The 16120-nt window shown below is 62.0% G+C and carries 16 protein-coding genes and 1 pseudogene; 8 read left to right on the top strand and 9 right to left on the bottom strand.

All coding sequences use genetic code 11. The features are described 5' to 3' along the window. Positions 1 to 7 precede the first annotated feature (7 nt). A complete protein-coding gene (locus tag NKF26_RS09010) occupies positions 8 to 895 on the top strand; it encodes an ABC transporter permease subunit (protein ID WP_253234194.1) in 888 nt (295 codons plus the stop codon). 14 nt (positions 896 to 909) lie between these two features. Here NKF26_RS09010 and proS read toward each other — a convergent pair whose 3' ends face one another. Together proS and NKF26_RS09020 are read right to left on the bottom strand one after the other, a co-directional pair. After that, on the bottom strand, positions 910 to 2367 hold the full coding sequence (gene proS, locus NKF26_RS09015; protein WP_253226578.1) for a proline--tRNA ligase: 1458 nt from the start codon (positions 2365 to 2367) through the stop codon (positions 910 to 912). Positions 2368 to 2552: 185 nt separating this feature from the next. Next, entirely contained in the window at positions 2553 to 3014 is a 462-nt protein-coding gene (locus NKF26_RS09020; protein WP_253226577.1) for an 8-oxo-dGTP diphosphatase, read from the bottom strand. Positions 3015 to 3105: 91 nt separating this feature from the next. Here NKF26_RS09020 and NKF26_RS09025 point away from each other — a divergent pair, with 91 nt between their 5' ends. Then, positions 3106 to 3495, top strand: a complete 390-nt coding sequence (locus NKF26_RS09025; RefSeq protein WP_253226576.1) for a hypothetical protein — start codon at positions 3106 to 3108, stop codon at positions 3493 to 3495. Here NKF26_RS09025 and NKF26_RS09030 read toward each other — a convergent pair. Continuing rightward, the gene (locus tag NKF26_RS09030; RefSeq protein ID WP_253226575.1) at positions 3492 to 3968 is read right to left on the bottom strand and encodes a hypothetical protein; all 477 of its coding nucleotides are present in this window, start codon (positions 3966 to 3968) and stop codon (positions 3492 to 3494) included. The genes NKF26_RS09025 and NKF26_RS09030 overlap by 4 nt on opposite strands. A 300-nt stretch (positions 3969 to 4268) precedes the next feature. Here NKF26_RS09030 and NKF26_RS09035 point away from each other — a divergent pair. Further along, positions 4269 to 6184 (top strand): annotated as a pseudogene (locus tag NKF26_RS09035) (beta-CASP ribonuclease aCPSF1). Between the two features lie 28 nt (positions 6185 to 6212). On the opposite strand, the gene mce reads toward NKF26_RS09035, so the two are convergent. Continuing rightward, entirely contained in the window at positions 6213 to 6596 is a 384-nt protein-coding gene (gene mce, locus NKF26_RS09040; protein WP_253226573.1) for a methylmalonyl-CoA epimerase, read from the bottom strand. Positions 6597 to 6767: 171 nt separating this feature from the next. Here mce and NKF26_RS09045 point away from each other — a divergent pair, with 171 nt between their 5' ends. Both NKF26_RS09045 and NKF26_RS09050 read left to right on the top strand, forming a co-directional pair. Next, complete coding sequence (locus NKF26_RS09045) at positions 6768 to 7883, top strand: aminotransferase class V-fold PLP-dependent enzyme (RefSeq protein ID WP_253226572.1); 1116 nt, start codon at positions 6768 to 6770, stop codon at positions 7881 to 7883. Between the two features lie 131 nt (positions 7884 to 8014). Then, positions 8015 to 8344, top strand: a complete 330-nt coding sequence (locus NKF26_RS09050) for a DUF1330 domain-containing protein (RefSeq protein WP_253234195.1) — start codon at positions 8015 to 8017, stop codon at positions 8342 to 8344. A gap of 54 nt (positions 8345 to 8398) precedes the next feature. On the opposite strand, the gene NKF26_RS09055 is transcribed toward NKF26_RS09050, so the two are convergent. The 3 genes from NKF26_RS09055 to NKF26_RS09065 form a co-directional block, all read right to left on the bottom strand. Then, complete coding sequence (locus NKF26_RS09055; RefSeq protein ID WP_253234196.1) at positions 8399 to 10081, bottom strand: methylmalonyl-CoA mutase; 1683 nt, start codon at positions 10079 to 10081, stop codon at positions 8399 to 8401. Positions 10082 to 10300: 219 nt separating this feature from the next. Next, a complete protein-coding gene (locus tag NKF26_RS09060) occupies positions 10301 to 10612 on the bottom strand; it encodes a transcription factor S (protein ID WP_066144032.1) in 312 nt (103 codons plus the stop codon). 60 nt (positions 10613 to 10672) lie between these two features. Further along, positions 10673 to 10930 carry a hypothetical protein gene (locus NKF26_RS09065; protein ID WP_253226569.1) on the bottom strand — a complete coding sequence of 86 codons (258 nt, stop codon included), beginning with the start codon at positions 10928 to 10930 and terminating at the stop codon, positions 10673 to 10675. A gap of 181 nt (positions 10931 to 11111) precedes the next feature. Between NKF26_RS09065 and NKF26_RS09070 the strand changes: the two genes are divergently transcribed. Further along, a complete protein-coding gene (locus NKF26_RS09070) occupies positions 11112 to 12359 on the top strand; it encodes an MFS transporter (RefSeq protein ID WP_253226568.1) in 1248 nt (415 codons plus the stop codon). 34 nt (positions 12360 to 12393) lie between these two features. On the opposite strand, the gene NKF26_RS09075 is transcribed toward NKF26_RS09070, so the two are convergent. Then, positions 12394 to 13170 carry an enoyl-CoA hydratase/isomerase family protein gene (locus NKF26_RS09075; RefSeq protein ID WP_253226567.1) on the bottom strand — a complete coding sequence of 259 codons (777 nt, stop codon included), beginning with the start codon at positions 13168 to 13170 and terminating at the stop codon, positions 12394 to 12396. A gap of 546 nt (positions 13171 to 13716) precedes the next feature. Between NKF26_RS09075 and NKF26_RS09080 the strand changes: the two genes are divergently transcribed. After that, positions 13717 to 14217, top strand: coding sequence for a DUF5797 family protein (locus NKF26_RS09080; protein ID WP_253226566.1), 501 nt, complete (start codon positions 13717 to 13719; stop codon positions 14215 to 14217). A 3-nt stretch (positions 14218 to 14220) separates the two neighbouring features. Here NKF26_RS09080 and NKF26_RS09085 read toward each other — a convergent pair whose 3' ends face one another. Next, positions 14221 to 15255 carry a DUF5787 family protein gene (locus NKF26_RS09085; protein WP_253234197.1) on the bottom strand — a complete coding sequence of 345 codons (1035 nt, stop codon included), beginning with the start codon at positions 15253 to 15255 and terminating at the stop codon, positions 14221 to 14223. Between the two features lie 135 nt (positions 15256 to 15390). On the opposite strand from NKF26_RS09085, the gene NKF26_RS09090 reads away from it, so the two are divergent. Continuing rightward, the gene (locus NKF26_RS09090; protein ID WP_253226564.1) at positions 15391 to 16104 is read left to right on the top strand and encodes a PGF-CTERM sorting domain-containing protein; all 714 of its coding nucleotides are present in this window, start codon (positions 15391 to 15393) and stop codon (positions 16102 to 16104) included. The last annotated feature ends 16 nt before the right edge of the window (positions 16105 to 16120 follow it).

Below are 16120 nucleotides of genomic sequence, written 5' to 3' on the forward strand. Positions count from 1 at the left end.
CCCACGCATGAGTTGGATCGTCATCGCGCGCAAGGATTTCGAGGACGCCGTCCGTTCGAAGACGTTGTGGGTCATCACGGTCCTGTTCGTCGTCTTTACCGCGGGTGGCTTGTACGGCATTCAGTTAGCCTTCGAGGATCTGTCGGCGAACGCGGCCGTCAGGTTTCTCGACGTACCGGCGGGCCTGATCGTTCCGCTCGCGGCCATCGTCGTGGCGTATCTCTCCATCGCGGGTGAACGCGAGTCGGGGAGCATCAAACTCCTGCTCGGGCTACCGCACAGCCGACTCGATCTCGTTCTCGGGAAACTCGTCGGTCGAACGGCCGTCGTCGCGGTTGCGACGGTCGTCGCTTTCGCGAGCGCTGCCGTCGTCCTCGTCGTCTATTACGGGACATTTCCCGTCGTGAAACTCCTCCTGATGGGATTGCTCACGTTCCTGTTAGGGCTCGTCTTCGTGGCTATCGCCATCGGCCTGTCGGCCATGACCGCGAAACGGTCGCGGGCGATGGCGGGCGCGATAGGGTTGTTCTTCCTCTTCGAACTGCTGTGGAGTATCGTGACGACGGGCATCGCGTTGTTGTTTGACCTCGGGACGAGCGGCGGAAAGTTTCCGGCGTGGTACTACCTCCTTCAGCGCCTCAACCCGAAGAACGCCTACGGTATCGCCGCCAAAATCGTCGCTCCCATGAACAAGGATTACGCCATCACGTCGAACGGGAGCGGAAACGAGGCCCAGCAGACGACGGAAGCCGCGAAGAGCATGGCCGACACGGTCATCGGCGGGCACGTCCCGTTCTATCTCGATAACTGGTTCGCGTTCGTGATTCTCGCCCTGTGGTTGGTGGTGCCGCTCGCGTTCGGCTACTGGCGGTTCAAGCGCGTGGACGTGAGCTAAAAACGAACTTCCGTTCAGTACGACTTCGCGAAGTACGCCGTCTCCTCCGCTTCGTCGCCGCAGATGGAACACTCGTCGCCGCAGGGTTCCTCGTCTCGGTCGAGTGGCACCATGACGATTTCCGCCGAAATCTGGTCCTTGATCTCTGTCTCACAGTCCTCGTCGCCACACCACGCGGTCTTCACGTAGCCGCCGTGCTGGCCGATGGTGCCGAGGATGTCGGCGCGCGAGTCGGCCTCGCGGACGTTCTCCTCCAGGTTCTCCTCGGCCGCCTCGTACATCTTGTCGAACACGACGTCGAAGTGGTTTTCGATGGTTTCGGCGATGCCCGCGCGGTCCTCCACGACGTTCTCGCCGTCGGGGCGGTGAACGACCGTGATCTCGTCGTCTTCGACCTCGTGCGGGCCGATTTCGAAGCGGACGGGGACGCCCTTGAGTTCCCACTCGTTGAACTTGAAGCCGGGGTTGCGCTCGTCGCGGTCGTCGAGTTCGACGCGGACGCCCGCGTCTTCGAGGTCCTCCGCGATGCCCTCGGCGTACGAGAGCACTTCCTCGCGGTTCTCCTCCTGCCAGATGGGGACGATGACGACCTGCTCGGGCGCGAGCGTGGGCGGGCAGACGAAGCCCTGCTCGTCGCTGTGGGTCATGATGAGCGCGCCGAGTGCGCGCCACGACAGTCCCCACGAGGTGGTGTGGGCCACACGCTCGTCCTCGTTCTCGTCGGTGAAGTAGAGGTCGTACGCCTCCGCGAAGCCCTGCCCGAGGTAGTGGCTCGTCGCGCCCTGCACCGACTTGCCGTCGGGCATGAGCGCCTCGACGGTCGTCGTGGTGTCCGCACCGGGGAACTTGTCGTGTTCGGGCTTGCGGCCGGGCATGACCGGAATCGCCAGCACCTCCTCGAAGACTCGCTGGTACTGGTCGAGTCGGGTCATCGTCTCGTCCCACGCCTCGTCGCGGGTCTCGTGTGCGGTGTGACCCTCCTGCCAGAGGAACTCCTTCGTGCGGAAGAACGGCTTCGTATCCGTCGCTTCCCATCGGATCACGCTACACCACTGGTTGAGTCGGAGCGGCAGGTCGCGGTGGCTCCGGACCCACTGGCTCATGAACGGCGTGATGATGCTCTCGCTGGTGGGGCGGAACGCGAGACGCTCGTCGAGTTCGTCGTGTCCGCCGTGGGTCACCCACGCGACTTCCGGGTCGAACCCTTCCACGATGTCGCTCTCGCGTTCGAGGTAGCTCTCGGGGATGAGCGCGGGGAAGTAGGCGTTCTGCGCGCCCGTCTCCTTGAACCAGCCGTCGAGGCGGTCCTGCAGGCCCTCCCAGAGGGCATAGCCGCGGGGTCGGGTCACGATGAAACCGCCCATCGGCGCGTAGTCGGCGAGACCCGCCTTCAGAACCACTTCGGCGTACCAGTCGCCGGGACTGTACGATTTGGACTCGGTGATGCCGAGTTCCTGATCGTCGTTGCTCATTACTCCTACCCAGTCCGGATGCGGTCTTAAATGTCCTGAAGCAACGACACGGGGAGGTGAGTCGGGGTGGTTTCGGTTTTGTCGTGATTGCAGTTACTGAGAAGTGGTCCTCTCGGCTAATGCAATCACGACAAAACCAGAATCATACCCAAACTGATCTCTCCGCCGAATTTTCAACTTCCGTGTCAAAACTCCACGCCGGTCTCCAACTCCTCTTCGACCATCTTGTCCCCATCCTCGTCGAACCGGAACCACCCCGAAAACGTCTCGCCTGACAACAGAGACGGCATCCAGAGTTCGTCTTCCTCCCACATCTCGTCGTAGGGCATCTCATCGACGTCGAACCATCCCGGGTCCGCCTCTTCGGTCTCTCGCGGTGTCCCCGAAAACTCCTCGGCGCGGAAGACGTGGACGAACATCTCCGACTGCTCCCCGAAGACGAACTCGAACTCGCCGACCTTGGTCGGGTTCTCGACGGACACGCGAACCTCCTCTTGGACCTCCCGTACCGCGGCTTCGCGGGGCGTTTCGCCCTCCTCGACTTTTCCGCCTGGACCGACGAGTTTGCCCTCGCCGAGGCCGCGCTTCTTGCGGATGAGGAGGATTTCGTCGCCCCGAATCGGGTAACAGAGCGTCGCGGGTTGCATATCCCTCTACTGTCAGCGAACCGTACTGAAGGTTCCGAACCGACGGCTGGTGGAGCGAACCTTTTTGAATTCAATTATCCAACAAATAAATATGGGAATTCCAATCGAGGCCGCACCGGCCGGGGAGATGAGGCGCTGGTACAAGTGGCTCGGGTTGTTCGTGCTGGTCGCAAACGTCGGGTTGGTCGCCGTGTTCGGACTACAGGAACTGTCCGCGACGGGCCAACTCGCGCAGTTCTGTGTCGCCCTCGTCGCTGGCGTGCTGTTGATCCTGTCGAGTTTCGACCTGCCGTGGGGCGTCGAATGGTATCGCCTCGCCGGTGCGGGATACGTCTGTCTCGCGTCGCTGTTCCTGTTCAGCGGCGTCGATGCCGGACTGTGGATGCTCGCGGTGAGCTTCATCGGCGCACTCACGATAGCCACGTTCGGCTTCGACCTCGCACTCGGAGGCCGCTTTTTCCGGGCCAACACCGACGCTTAATCGACGGAAAACGGACTCTCTCCCTCCGTCCAATCCCACCCCGGCAGTCGCGTCTGAAACCCGGCGGCGAGGGCGGCGTCCAAGTCGTCCCTGCCCGCTTCCTCGTCGTCCAGATGGTGCATGATGTCCGCGTAGTGGAACGTGGCTTCGCCGAGCAGTCGGAACGGTTGATTCCCGGCGATCATCCCGGCGAGTTCCCGGCCGAGGAGTTCGTCCACGACGAACCCGGGGTAGTCCTCCTGCACGTCGAGGTCGCGGAGGAGGGCGACGAGCGCGGCGACGTTCACGGCGAGGTCCCCGTCGGCGAAGATGGCGTCCACTTCGGTCCGGTACTGCGGTTCTGACACCGAATCGACGTCCGTTCCGAACGCTTCGCCGAGGTTCGCTCGGACGTCGTTGATGAGCGCCACGACTTCGGTCCGCTCGCGGACCCATTCGTACTCGTCGGCGACCGTGGCGGGTGAGAGTTGCATAGGGGACCTGTCGTGTAGGATCACTTTAGGAGTTTTGAGAAAGCTTTTATAACCACACCGTTTAGTGGGTGATAAGCGGGTTTTCCTGTGTCATCCATGAGCAGATTGCTTTCGGAGACCGGGACCACATTATGCGCATTCATGCGTATCCGACAATCCCGCAGAACAAGCGAGACAATCTATGCTGTGCTGTATACGTCGTAGTGAACACGGTGGTTTTCCCCGCCGTCTGCGGCAATCCAAAATACGCCGGACCGACAGCATTCGCTCTCTCAACGGACGAAGCGGACTGTTTTCACCATGAGTAAAGTAGAGCAACAACTCGAAGACCTCAAAGCAACGATCACGAGCGAACTACCGAGCGACATTTCGGTATCTGACGTCAAATACGAAGGACCGGAACTCGTCGTCTACACGCGTGACCCGAAGAAGTTCGCGCGCAACGGCGACCTCATCCGAAAGTTGGCGAGCCAACTGCGAAAGCGCATCACGGTTCGTCCCGACCCCGATGTTCTTTCGCGTCCCGATACGGCTCGTAGCGAAATCCTCGACGTTATCCCCGAGGAAGCGGGCGTTACCGACCTCGATTTCCACGCCGATACCGGCGAAGTCGTCATTCAAGCCGAAAAACCCGGTATGGTTATCGGTAAACACGGCAGTACGCTCCGAGAAATCACACAGGAAGTCGGCTGGACGCCGGAAGTCGTCCGGACGCCGCCGATCGAATCCTCGACGGTCTCCAACGTCAGGAATTTCCTGAAACAGGAACGCGACGACCGACGCAACATCTTGGAGAAGGTCGGTCGCCAGATTCACCGCGAGGAGATGAGCAACGAGGAGTGGGTTCGCATCACGACGCTCGGCTGCTGCCGAGAAGTCGGACGCGCGAGCTTCATCCTCTCGACGCCCGAGACGCGTATCCTCATCGACTGCGGTGACAAACCAGGTTCCGACGACGTGCCGTACCTCCAAGTCGAGGAGGCACTCGGTGCGGGTGCGGCCACCATCGACGCGGTGGTGCTCACCCACGCTCACCTGGACCACAGCGCGCTCATCCCGCTCCTGTTCAAATACGGCTACGACGGCCCGATCTACACGACGGAGCGACCCGCGACCTGATGGGTCTGCTCCAACTCGACTACCTCGACGTGGCCGCCAAGGAAGGCCGCGTGCCACCGTACGAGAGCGAAATGGTTCGGGAAGCGCTCAAACACACCATCCCGCTCGAATACGGCGACGTGACCGACATCGCCCCCGACGTGAAACTCACGTTCCACAACGCGGGCCACATTCTCGGCTCCTCGGTCACGCACTTCCACATCGGCGACGGACTGTACAACGTGGCGTTCTCGGGCGACATCCACTACGACGACACGCGCCTGTTCAACGGCGCGGTGAACGACTTCCCGCGCGTCGAGACGCTCATCCTCGAATCGACGTACGGTGGTCGCAACGACTACCAGACCGACCAGAAGGATTCCGAGGAGAAACTCAAGCGGGTCATCAACGAGACGTACGAGAAGGGCGGCAAGGTCGTCATCCCCGCGTTCGCGGTCGGTCGTTCACAGGAGATGATGCTCGTCATCGAGGAGGCGATGCGCAACGGCGACATCCCGGAGATGCCCGTCCACCTCGACGGGATGATCTGGGAGGCGACGGCGATTCACACGACGTATCCCGAGTACCTGCGTGATGATCTCCGGGACCGCATCTTCCACGAGAACGAGAACCCGTTCCTCGCCCCGCAGTTCAACCACATCGACGGCGGTGAGGAGGAACGACAGGACGTGGCGGACGGCGACCAGTGTATCATCCTCTCGACGTCCGGGATGGTCACCGGCGGCCCCATCATGTCGTGGCTCGAACACATCGGCCCGGACCCGGACAGCAGGATGGTGTTCGTCGGCTACCAGGCACAGGGTACCCTCGGACGCCGTATCCAGAGCGGATGGGACGAAATCCCGCTCAACGGACGCGGCAACCGGAGCAAGACGCTCAACCTCAAACTCGACGTGGAAACGGTCGATGGCTTCTCCGGCCACGCCGACCGCGCCGGTCTGATGAACTTCGTCAAGACGATGAACCCGCGACCCGAGAAGGTCCTCTGTGTCCACGGTGACGAGAGTTCGACCCAGGACCTCTCCTCGTCGCTCTACCACGAGTTCAACATCCGAACGTTCGCGCCGAAGAACCTGGAAACGTTCCGCTTCAAATAGAATCGCCGTTTCGGACCGCTTCGCCTTTTCAGTGCTCGACGTACTCCACCAACACGCCGCCCGTCGATTTCGGGTGGAGGAACGCCACGTCGTGACCCCACGCGCCGAGTCGCGGTTCCTCGTCGATGAGGGAAACGCCGTGGTCGCGGGCCGTTTCGAGCGCGCCCTCGATGTCGTCGGTTTCGAGCGCGACGTGGTGAATTCCGGGTCCGTTCCGTTCGAGGTACCGCGCAATCGTGCCGTCTTCGAGCGGTTCGAGCAGTTCGAAATAACTCCCGTCGAAGTCGAGGAAGACGACGGACATCCCGTCGAACACCTCCTCGTGGACGACCGGGGCGTCGAACAGCGCTTCGTAGGTTTCGGCGAGTTCCGCGGCGTCGTCGGTTGCGATACCGATGTGGTCGATTTGCATATCCTATTCTCATTCCGGGAGCGGATAACTTCGATGAAATCGCCGTTCGATGGCTGTTCGATGGCCGTTCGAGTGCCGCCCGAGTGTCGTCCGATGGCTGGTTCCAGGAATCCGCTCGGCGGGATTTCCGCCAACAAAGGCACTATCACGCCTCGCTTCGTGAATCGGTCCATGACGCCGACGGAGCTTCGCTCGGAGATTCCGGTATTGAACCGCACGACGTACATGAACACGGGCGCGAGCGGTCCCAGTCCCACTCGCGTCGTCGAAGCAGCCGAATCCTGTCTGGAACGCCACGAGTACGAGGCCTCGGCCGCGGAGGGGATGTACCCGATGGCGTTCGACGTGTTCGACCGAACGCGGGAAACCGTCGCCGACCACCTCGGCGCGTCGGCGGACGAGATCGCGCTCACACAGAGCACGACCGACGGCATCAACCGAATCGCGGCCGCACTCGACTGGGAGGAGGGAGATACGGTCGTTCGGACCGACCTCGAACACTCGGCGGGAATCCTCCCGTGGAAGCGGTTGGAAGGGCACGGCGTCGAGACTCGTACCCTCGCAAGCGAGAACGGGCGACTCGATACGGACGCCGTCAAGGACGCAGTCGCGGGTGCGAAACTCCTCTGTTTCAGTGCATTGACGTGGACGCACGGGACGATGCTTCCGGTCGAGGAACTCACGTCCATCGCGCACGACGCGGGGGCGCTCGTCCTCGTGGATGCGGTACAGTGTCCGGGGCAGATGGCGACCGACGTGACCGAATGGGGTGCTGACTTCGTCGCCGGAGCGGGGCACAAATGGTTGCTTGGACCGTTCGGCGCGGGGTTCTGCTTCGTCCGGGACGGGGCGGAAACTGACCTCGAACCCGCACACATCGGCTACCGGAGCGTCGAAGACCCCGACGCGGAGACGTTCTCCTACGAACCCGGTGCGCGCCGACTCGAAGTCGGAACCGTCTCGCCCGCTCCGTACGCCGGGCTTGGGGAGGCCATCGACCTCATCGAGGAACTGGGCTACGAAACCATCGAGAGTCGAATCCGTGAACTGACCGACCGACTCAAGAAAGGGCTCGTCGCCGCCGACGGCGTTCGGTTGCTCAGCCCACGCGAGTACGAATCCGGGCTGGTGACGTTCGAGGTGGACGACCCGGACGAGTTCGTCGAACGACTCGTCGACGAGGACGTTCGTATTCGTCCGCTTCCGTATCCCGGGAACTCCGTTCGCGCCTCGGTACACGTCTTCAATACCGAGGACGACATCGACGCGCTGCTGGAGTACGTCTGAGCGGCGAACCACGTTCCCTATTCTCCTCGAATCAGGACGGCCGTACCCATACGTTCATCGTGCCATCTGTTGTCATGGTATGCGTCCGTCGGACCGAGGAGTTCGGTATCGGCCGACGGTGGGGGAAAAGGATGTCTCACGATACACAACGAAAAGGATACGTTATCGCCGTCGACGGAATAACCGACGTGGACCGCTTCATGGACGAGTACCTCCCCGCTACCGGGGAGACGGTTGCGGACCACGATGGCGAGGTACTCGTCGGATCGACCGACATCGACGTGATAGAAGGCGACTGGGACCACTCCTTGACCGTCGTCCTCGAATTCCCGTCCGTCGAAGCCGCCGAGGAGTGGTACAACGACGATACCTATCAGGAACTCAAGCGGGTTCGCCACGAGACCTGCGAGTACACCGATTTGATCATTACCTCCTCGTTCTCGCCCGACGACCTCGACTGAGGAGGTACTCAGCAAGCACTTTTCGAACGGGTCGAGGGGGTTCGATTCGCCCGATTAAATCGCCGTGCCCGGCCGGTACTCGCCGAACACGTCCCGGAGCACGTTACATATCTCGCCGACGGTGGCGTAAGCCTTCACCGCGTCGACGATGTACGGTAGGAGGTTCTCGTCTCCCTCCGCCGCATCGCGGAGCGCGGCGAGAGTTTCCTCGACCGCCTCGTCGTCCCGTTCGTCCCGAACCTCGCTCAGGTTCTCGATCTGACGGCGTTCGTCTTCGGCGGTCACCTCCTGAACGTCTATCTCGGCCTCCTCGTCCACCTCGAATTCGTTGACGCCGACGATGGTTCGCTCGCCCGCCTCGATCTCCTGCTGGCGGTCGTAGGCCACGTCCTGAATCTGCCGCTGGACCCACTGGCTCTCGATGGCCGAGCGCATGCCGCCCTTCTCGTCGATAGTGTCGAGCAGGTCGAACGCCTCTTCTTCCAAGTCGTCCGTGAGCGCCTCGACGTAGTAGCTCCCGGCCAGCGGGTCGATGGTGTCCGCCACGCCGCTCTCGTGGGCCAGAATCTGCTGGGTGCGGAGCGCGGTTCGCACGCTCTCTTCGGTCGGGAGCGCCAGCGCCTCGTCCTTCCCATTCGTGTGCAGGCTCTGCGTGCCGCCGAGCACCGCCGCGAGCGCCTGGTACGCCACACGGACGACGTTGTTCTCGATCTGCTGGGCGGCCAGCGTCGACCCCGCCGTCTGGGTGTGGAATTTCAATTGTTTGGATTTCTCGGACTCCGCGCCGAAACGCTCCTCCATGATTTTCGCCCACATGCGCCGCGCGGCGCGGAACTTCGACACTTCCTCCAGAATGTCGTTGTGCGCGTTGAAGAAGAACGAAAGCTGTGGCGCGAAGTCGTCCACGTCCAACCCGGCGTCGAGTGCCGCCTCGACGTACTCGATACCGTCGCCGAGCGTGAACGCCAGTTCCTGTGCCGCCGTCGCGCCCGCCTCGCGGACGTGGTAGCCCGAAATCGAGATGGTGTTGAACTTCGGCACCTCCTCGGCACAGAATTCGAAGATGTCCGTGATGATGCGCATCGACGGTTCAGGCGGGTAGATGTACGTGTTCCGCGCGATGTACTCCTTGAGCAGGTCGTTCTGAATCGTTCCCCTGAGCTCCTCCCGCGGAACGCCTTGTTCGTCGCCGACCGCGATGTACATCGCCAGCAGCACCGACGCGGGCGCGTTGATGGTCATCGACGTGCTCACCTCGTCCAGCGGAATTCCGTCGAACAGCGTCTCCATGTCCGCCAGCGAGTCGATGGCGACGCCCGACTTCCCGACTTCCCCGGCCGACATCTCGTCGTCCGACGTGTAGCCCATCTGGGTCGGCAGGTCGAACGCCACCGACAGCCCCGTCTGGCCGTTGTCGATGAGGTAGTGATAGCGCTCGTTGGTCTCCTCCGCCGTCCCGAACCCGGCGTACTGGCGCATCGTCCACAACCGCCCCCGGTACATTGTCGGGTAGACCCCGCGCGTGTACGGGTCCTCACCCGGATAGCCGATGTCCTCGTCGTACTCCGCGTCGCCGATGTCGTTCGGCGTGTACAGTCGCTCGACCGTCTGTCCGTCCGTGTCGGTCGTGAACTCCTCCTTTCGCTCGCCGAAGCGCTCCAGCGTCGGGTCGAGGGTTTCTTCTTCCCACTCGTCTTTCCCCCGGCGGATTTTGTCGAGGTCGTCCGCGTCAAACATTGCCTGAACTGTTGTGGGGATTCGCCTTAAGGATTGACGGACGGCCTCGACGGCGGTGGTGATGAGGCGGAGTTCGTGGCAGCACAGTTGCTGTGACGACGGTCCGAAACGTTGCTGGGCGTTCATGCCGAACGGATCGAACTCGTACTCTCCTTCTCAGAAGCCTCTCAATTGCAGTCGAAAACGCATGGGAGAACCGACTCCCGGAAAATCGCGCCGTTAGTGGTCGTCTTCGCGCCACTTGTGTTCACATTCGGTACAGACGAAGAATCGGGTTTCGCTCTCGTCGGCCGAGCGAATCTGTTGGAGGTACCAGTAGGCTTCGTCGTTGTCACAGCTAGGACACCGTGCACTGGTTTTGGGCAGGCCGTTGCTGCCGCCACCGCTCTCGATGATCTCGCTGGCTTCCTGGTCCTCGGTGATGACGTACTCCGATGAGTCGCCGCGCGGCGTTTCGTGACCACAGCTCCCGCAGACCCAGAACCCGTCGTTCGCTTTCATCATGGAACCGCACTCGTCACAGAACTCCATTGTTGTCCCGGACTAACAAACGCGGCCATTTAAGTCGCGTGCTTTTTCCCATCCACTGAATCAGCCCTCGCCTTCTGATTGGTACGGTTCGCCGACCGCCTCCCTCGGCAGGACGTTGTTGATTTCGGCTTCGAGGTCGCGAGCGGACTCGTACTCCGACTGATCGGTTTCGGCGATGAGTTCCCCGAGGTTCCTCTCGCCCTCGGCGAGCACGAGGATCGTTTCTTCCAGTTCCACGGCCGCATCGTCGCGCGGAATGGGATAGGAGAGTTCCCGAAACACCGTCTCGACGCGGTTGTACTTGACTCTCTGTGCCATGGTACATAGACGGTCGGGTCGTCCTTAGATGTTATCACACACCATGGTTTTGTCGTCTCACGGAAGCGAATAATTCGCGGATAGAAGGCATCTAATTCCTACATACGGCGGTGTAGCGAATTCATGTCAGGACCGCCGCCATCACAACTGTCTTCACCGTGCGGCCGATATTTCGTATCGAATGTTCGATATCGACAGACGAGTCCTAGCGCTGGCGATAGCGCGGATGGCCGACTCGGCCGGGAACTCGTTTCTCATCGTCGTTCTGCCGCTCTACATCACCAGTGGCGTGATTACCGGCGATGCGTTCGGGCTGACCGCGACGGCCATCACCGGTATCGTCCTCTCCCTGTTCGGATTCTTGAACAGTTTCACCCAACCGTTTGCGGGCTATCTCTCGGACAAATCCGAGCGCCGAAAGGTGTTCATCCTGCTCGGGTTGGCGATTCTGGCGCTGACTAACTTCTCGTACTCGCTGGCGAGCAGCTATCCAGTTCTCATCGCCATCCGAGCGGTGCAGGGAATCGGCGTCGCGTTCACCATCCCGTGTACCATCGCGCTCGTCAACGACCTCGCGTCGAAGGAAAACCGGGGCGGAAACATGGGTCTCTTCAACACGTTCCGTCTGCTCGGGTTCGGAGCGGGACCGATCGCGGCCGGTGCATTGGTCCACCAAGGACCGTATCAGCTCGCGGGCATCGACATCACCGGTTTCGAAGCCGCCTTCTACATCGCTTCGGCGGGGGCACTCATCAGCTTCCTGCTCGTCACGCTCCTCGTGAGCGACCCCGAATCGACCGACGCCGAGGCGGCCGACGACTTTTCCATCTCGATTCTGGACTCGCACGGGGGTCTCGATCCCATCTTCACGCTCGCGCTCGCTTCGCTGTTCATGGCCATCAGTATCGCCCTGATCTCGACGCTGGAGACGACCATCAACCAACGACTCGACCAGAACGAACTCTGGTTCGGCATCGAGTTCGCGGCGTTCGTCCTCGCACAGGTCGCCCTGCAGACGCCCATCGGACACGCGAGCGACCGCTACGGCCGCCGTCAGTTCATCATCGTCGGACTCGTCCTGCTCGTCCCTGCGACGATCGTACAGGGCTTCGTGACCACCCCGATGCAGATGCTCATCGCGCGACTCGCCCAAGGTGTCGCGGGCGCGTTGGTGTTCGCCCCGGCGCTCGCGTTGGCGGGCGACATCGCACGCAAAGGCCAGTCCGGAACGCAACTCTCCTTGCTGACGATGGCGTTCGGTCTCGGCACCGCCATCGGCCCGCTCTCGTCGGGATTCCTCGTCAAGTTCGGTTTCCCGGTGCCGTTCGAAATCGGCGGCGTGCTCGCGGCCATCGGTGCCGTCCTGGTCTACACGCAGGTCGAGCAGGTCCAACCGTCCTCGGGTGCCAAGCCCACGCCGCAGGACTGAGAAAACAGTACTTTCGTCCGATTATTATTCGTCGTTATTCGAACTCCGGCTCCCTATCCTCCACGAACGCGGCCATCCCTTCCCGCTGGTCGTGCGTGCCGAACAACGAACTCCAGAGCCGACGCTCGTAGCGCAGTCCGGCCGACTGGGTTCCCTCTTGCACCTGATTCAGTGCCTCTTTCGCGGCTTGGAGGGCGTACGCCGGGCGTTCCGCGAGGTCGGTCGCCATCTCGTCGATACGGTCGTCCAGTTCGTCGGGCGCGACTACCTCACCGACCAACCCCATCTCGTTGGCGTCTTGGGCGTCGATTCGTTCCCCGAAGAAGATGAGCCGTCGCGCCAACTCGTCGCCGACCAAGCGTGAAAGGCGCTGTGTCCCGCCCCATCCGGGAATGATGCCGAGATCGATCTCCGTTTGGCCGATGACCGCGTTCGAACTCGCCACCCGAAGGTCACAGGCCAGCGCGAGTTCGCACCCGCCGCCGAACGTGTAGCCGTTGATGCCCGCGATGACCGGCGCGGGGAACGATTCCAGCGAATCCGCAATCTCGTGTCCCAATTCCGCGTACTCCTGTGCGTCCGTGACCGAGAGGTCCTTCATGTAGCTGATGTCGGCCCCGGCGATGAACGCCTTCTCGCCAGCCCCCGTCAGGACGAGCGCGCGGGCACCGTCGGCCTCCGCCTCCGAAATCGCTCCCCGGAGCGCGTGGAGCGTCTCGACGTTCAGCGCGTTGAGTCGGTCGGGTCGGTCCACCGTGATGGTCGCCACACCGTCCGAAAAGTCGTATCGTACCGTGTCCCATTCGGGCATGCCTGAACCCTCTCGGGGTGTTCGGTTAATCATTACGGACGGATGGCGGAGAGGAAATGGATGATGAGAACGAGTTTTCGAGAAGAGGACAGCAACTGGTAGGTGAAACCCACGCCACGCTCGCTACGATGAATCAGAATTGATCTTGATTGATTTGTGATTGCAGTTCCTGAGAAGCAGACCACCCCGAAAGCCCCCGCCACGCTCGCGGTCGTTCGCCAACATATCTCATCCGCTCGCTCCTTCGTCGCTCACTACTTCGAGAGGGGTCGGCGAGACGACCAAGCAGTGCGCGAGCGGGGGCTTTCGAAGTCGTCATCGTAGTAGTTGCAGCTCCACACCAACCAATCACAACCCGTAGCGAGCGTGGCGGGGGCTTTCGAGATTTTCATCGTCGCTGTTGCGTTCTCGTCAGAGCCAATCTCGTCGTAGCGAATTCAGTCGGAACGGAGTTCCGACACCGTCCCCCTCGCTCCACCACTTTCCGCATCGCCATTCACGTCGCTCCGGAAGTTGGAAATAACCCCCCGTCATAATCACGCGACAATGACGTTGTCCGAGGAAGCCCGCGATCGACTCGCGGACTTGGTCGAACTTCAACCCACGAAGAACAGCGAACTCCAGGATCGCTGGGGGTTGGAGAGCGGGAGCGAGGTGCATCAATATCTCGAAAACGAGCTCAAGGAGTACTACTACCGCGACGAAAACAGCTACATCCGCGCGACGACCGAGGCGAACGACCTCGTGGACGTGGAACCCGGCGTCGTCGCCGACGAGGAGGACGACGTGCCGAGCGTCGTCCGCGTCCCGAAACTCCAGAAACAGGTGTTCGACGTCGTCCCCGGTCCGGACGAACGGTCGTCGAGCGTCGTCGCCGTTCTCCACAGCCTCCGTGACGAGTTCGATATCGACCCCGAGGTCGACGACGTGCGCTCCGCGCTCCAGAGCCTGAAGCGAAAGGGCGTCGTGGACGTCGTCTACCGAACCGTTCCGACGTTCAAACTGACCGTGGCGCGCGACGAAATCACGGTCGAAGAGTCGGGCTAACGGTTACCGTTTCGCCTCGCCCGGCCGAAACCGCTCCCGACGGGATTCGAGCAGACGCTTGTTCGCTTTCCCCGGCCCGCCCTCGATGGGCCATCCCTTCTGCCGCCAGGCTGGCGGCTCCGGTTCGAACGACGGACAGCGACCAGAACACTCCCGCGCCGTCTGATGGCAGGCTTTCGCGGCGCAGTACGGCAACACCAGTTCGTCCTCGCGCCGCAGTTCGAAGTGCCGACAGTCCGGTCGCATGGTCCGGGTGTAGGTTCGCCACCCGCGTTCGTAGGCCCGCTCCGCGATAGCGAGTCGCTTTCGCCGTTTCTCTTCCGGGGAAACGTACTCGAACCGCGCCGCCGACTGGTCGTACTTCCCGCCGCTGGGGCGTTCGAGGATTCGCGTTCCGGTCGCGTTCACGTCGAGCGTCCGGGGATACCACGCCACGTCGGCGTCGTGGCCGTCGAAGGTCAGGATTCCCGCTTCGACCGGGATTGATTCGAGTAACGCCGGTTCGACGCGCTCCCCCGTCCGGTTCGTCGCCACCCACACCTCGTCGGCCAGCGAGAGGGCGACGTCCCGCTCCAACTGCGGGCGCAGGTTCCGTGCGGCACTGGCGTCCAGGTCGGGTTTGTTCTCGATGGCGACCATGCGTCGAACCCAGTCTGGGTAGACGAACCGCCGCCGGATTTCGAGGCGGTTTCCGTTCTTCCGGACGTCCAGGATTCCCCGGTCGTCCGCTTCGTGAATCGTCTCTCGCACGTAGCGCCACGGATAGCCGGGGTCGGGAAGGGCGTCGCGGTACCACTCCCACTCTTCGGGGGCGTGTTTCACGAGGTGTAGCATGTCGCCGTCCAATCGATCACGACCGAAGTTCGCGCGTCGGGCCAACGCGTCGGCATCGACTTCGATGACGACGGTGTCCCATCGCCGACGCTTCGTGCCGAGTTGCCGGGCGACGAGGACGGCACGCTCGCTGTCGCCGGGCGGCCACCGTCGCTCGGCCCATCGGCAGGTTCGCAGTTCGAAGACGAACTCCGATTCGTCCATACCCTCCCGTCTCACCCGACGTTGGTAAGGGATTCGACTACGGCGTATCAAAAAACATTAGTTGGATAAAGGGAAAGTGAAATCAATCTCGTCAGCTGACGAGTATAACCGGACGATTACCGGTATTCAACACATATGAACCTACGAAACGCCCTCACGGCCCTCGTGTTCGTCTCGCTTCTCGCAAGCGGCTCGGTCATCGGTCCCGCCGCCGCGATGACTGCCGGAAACGCGACGAACACGGACAACCCCGCGGTACAGTCCCCCGACCTCTTCGAGAACGATGCGAACAGCACGGTCACGTTCAACCGTTCCATGTACGAAGTGCAGAAGGGTGAAACGGTCACGATGAGTTTCGGCCTGAAAGACGCCGACGCGATAACCGTCCAGATCGGCGGTGGCGCGAAGGAGTACAAACTCAACGCGACCGTCACGGACGGCAACGGCGACGGCACCGTCGTCCTGGTGTTCGACACGTCCAAGGCGGGAAGCGGTGACGGCTCGGCGCTGACGGTGAACGGCGACGACGAACTCACCGTCAAGAACGAGACGAAGTCGGAGTTCTCCCCGGACATGTACGGACTCACCGTCTACGCCGGAACCGGGAAGAACGCCCCGAAGATCGGCTACGGCGGCCTTGAAGTGAAGGGCGACTCGACGACCACCCGCGAAACGACGAGCGGGTTGGATTCCGAGACGACAACCATGAACCACGAGAGGACGACCACCACGACAGCCAACGATTCCAGCACCACCACGACCTCGGACAGCAGTGGCCAGCCTGGTTTCGGACTCGGCGTCTCGGTCGTCGCACTTGCGGCAGTCGCACTGCTCGCTCGGCGTCAGTAAGTTTCCAAAAAATCGA

Source organism: Haladaptatus sp. AB618 (assembly GCF_024136965.1).
In the GTDB taxonomy this organism is placed as follows: Archaea; Halobacteriota; Halobacteria; order Halobacteriales; family Haladaptataceae; genus Haladaptatus.

What these genes read in the sequence shown, in the direction of transcription:
- NKF26_RS09045 (WP_253226572.1), top strand. Translation starts at nt 6,768, where the DNA reads ATGACGCCGACGGAGCTTCGCTCGGAGATTCCGGTATTGAACCGCACG.
- NKF26_RS09080 (WP_253226566.1), top strand. Translation starts at nt 13,717, where the DNA reads ATGACGTTGTCCGAGGAAGCCCGCGATCGACTCGCGGACTTGGTCGAA.
- NKF26_RS09070 (WP_253226568.1), top strand. Translation starts at nt 11,112, where the DNA reads ATGTTCGATATCGACAGACGAGTCCTAGCGCTGGCGATAGCGCGGATG.
- NKF26_RS09060 (WP_066144032.1), bottom strand. Translation starts at nt 10,612, where the DNA reads ATGGAGTTCTGTGACGAGTGCGGTTCCATGATGAAAGCGAACGACGGG.
- NKF26_RS09075 (WP_253226567.1), bottom strand. Translation starts at nt 13,170, where the DNA reads ATGCCCGAATGGGACACGGTACGATACGACTTTTCGGACGGTGTGGCG.
- NKF26_RS09030 (WP_253226575.1), bottom strand. Translation starts at nt 3,968, where the DNA reads ATGCAACTCTCACCCGCCACGGTCGCCGACGAGTACGAATGGGTCCGC.
- proS (WP_253226578.1), bottom strand. Translation starts at nt 2,367, where the DNA reads ATGAGCAACGACGATCAGGAACTCGGCATCACCGAGTCCAAATCGTAC.
- NKF26_RS09085 (WP_253234197.1), bottom strand. Translation starts at nt 15,255, where the DNA reads ATGGACGAATCGGAGTTCGTCTTCGAACTGCGAACCTGCCGATGGGCC.
- NKF26_RS09055 (WP_253234196.1), bottom strand. Translation starts at nt 10,081, where the DNA reads ATGTTTGACGCGGACGACCTCGACAAAATCCGCCGGGGGAAAGACGAG.
- NKF26_RS09050 (WP_253234195.1), top strand. Translation starts at nt 8,015, where the DNA reads ATGTCTCACGATACACAACGAAAAGGATACGTTATCGCCGTCGACGGA.
- mce (WP_253226573.1), bottom strand. Translation starts at nt 6,596, where the DNA reads ATGCAAATCGACCACATCGGTATCGCAACCGACGACGCCGCGGAACTC.
- NKF26_RS09020 (WP_253226577.1), bottom strand. Translation starts at nt 3,014, where the DNA reads ATGCAACCCGCGACGCTCTGTTACCCGATTCGGGGCGACGAAATCCTC.
- NKF26_RS09090 (WP_253226564.1), top strand. Translation starts at nt 15,391, where the DNA reads ATGAACCTACGAAACGCCCTCACGGCCCTCGTGTTCGTCTCGCTTCTC.
- NKF26_RS09065 (WP_253226569.1), bottom strand. Translation starts at nt 10,930, where the DNA reads ATGGCACAGAGAGTCAAGTACAACCGCGTCGAGACGGTGTTTCGGGAA.
- NKF26_RS09025 (WP_253226576.1), top strand. Translation starts at nt 3,106, where the DNA reads ATGGGAATTCCAATCGAGGCCGCACCGGCCGGGGAGATGAGGCGCTGG.
- NKF26_RS09010 (WP_253234194.1), top strand. Translation starts at nt 8, where the DNA reads ATGAGTTGGATCGTCATCGCGCGCAAGGATTTCGAGGACGCCGTCCGT.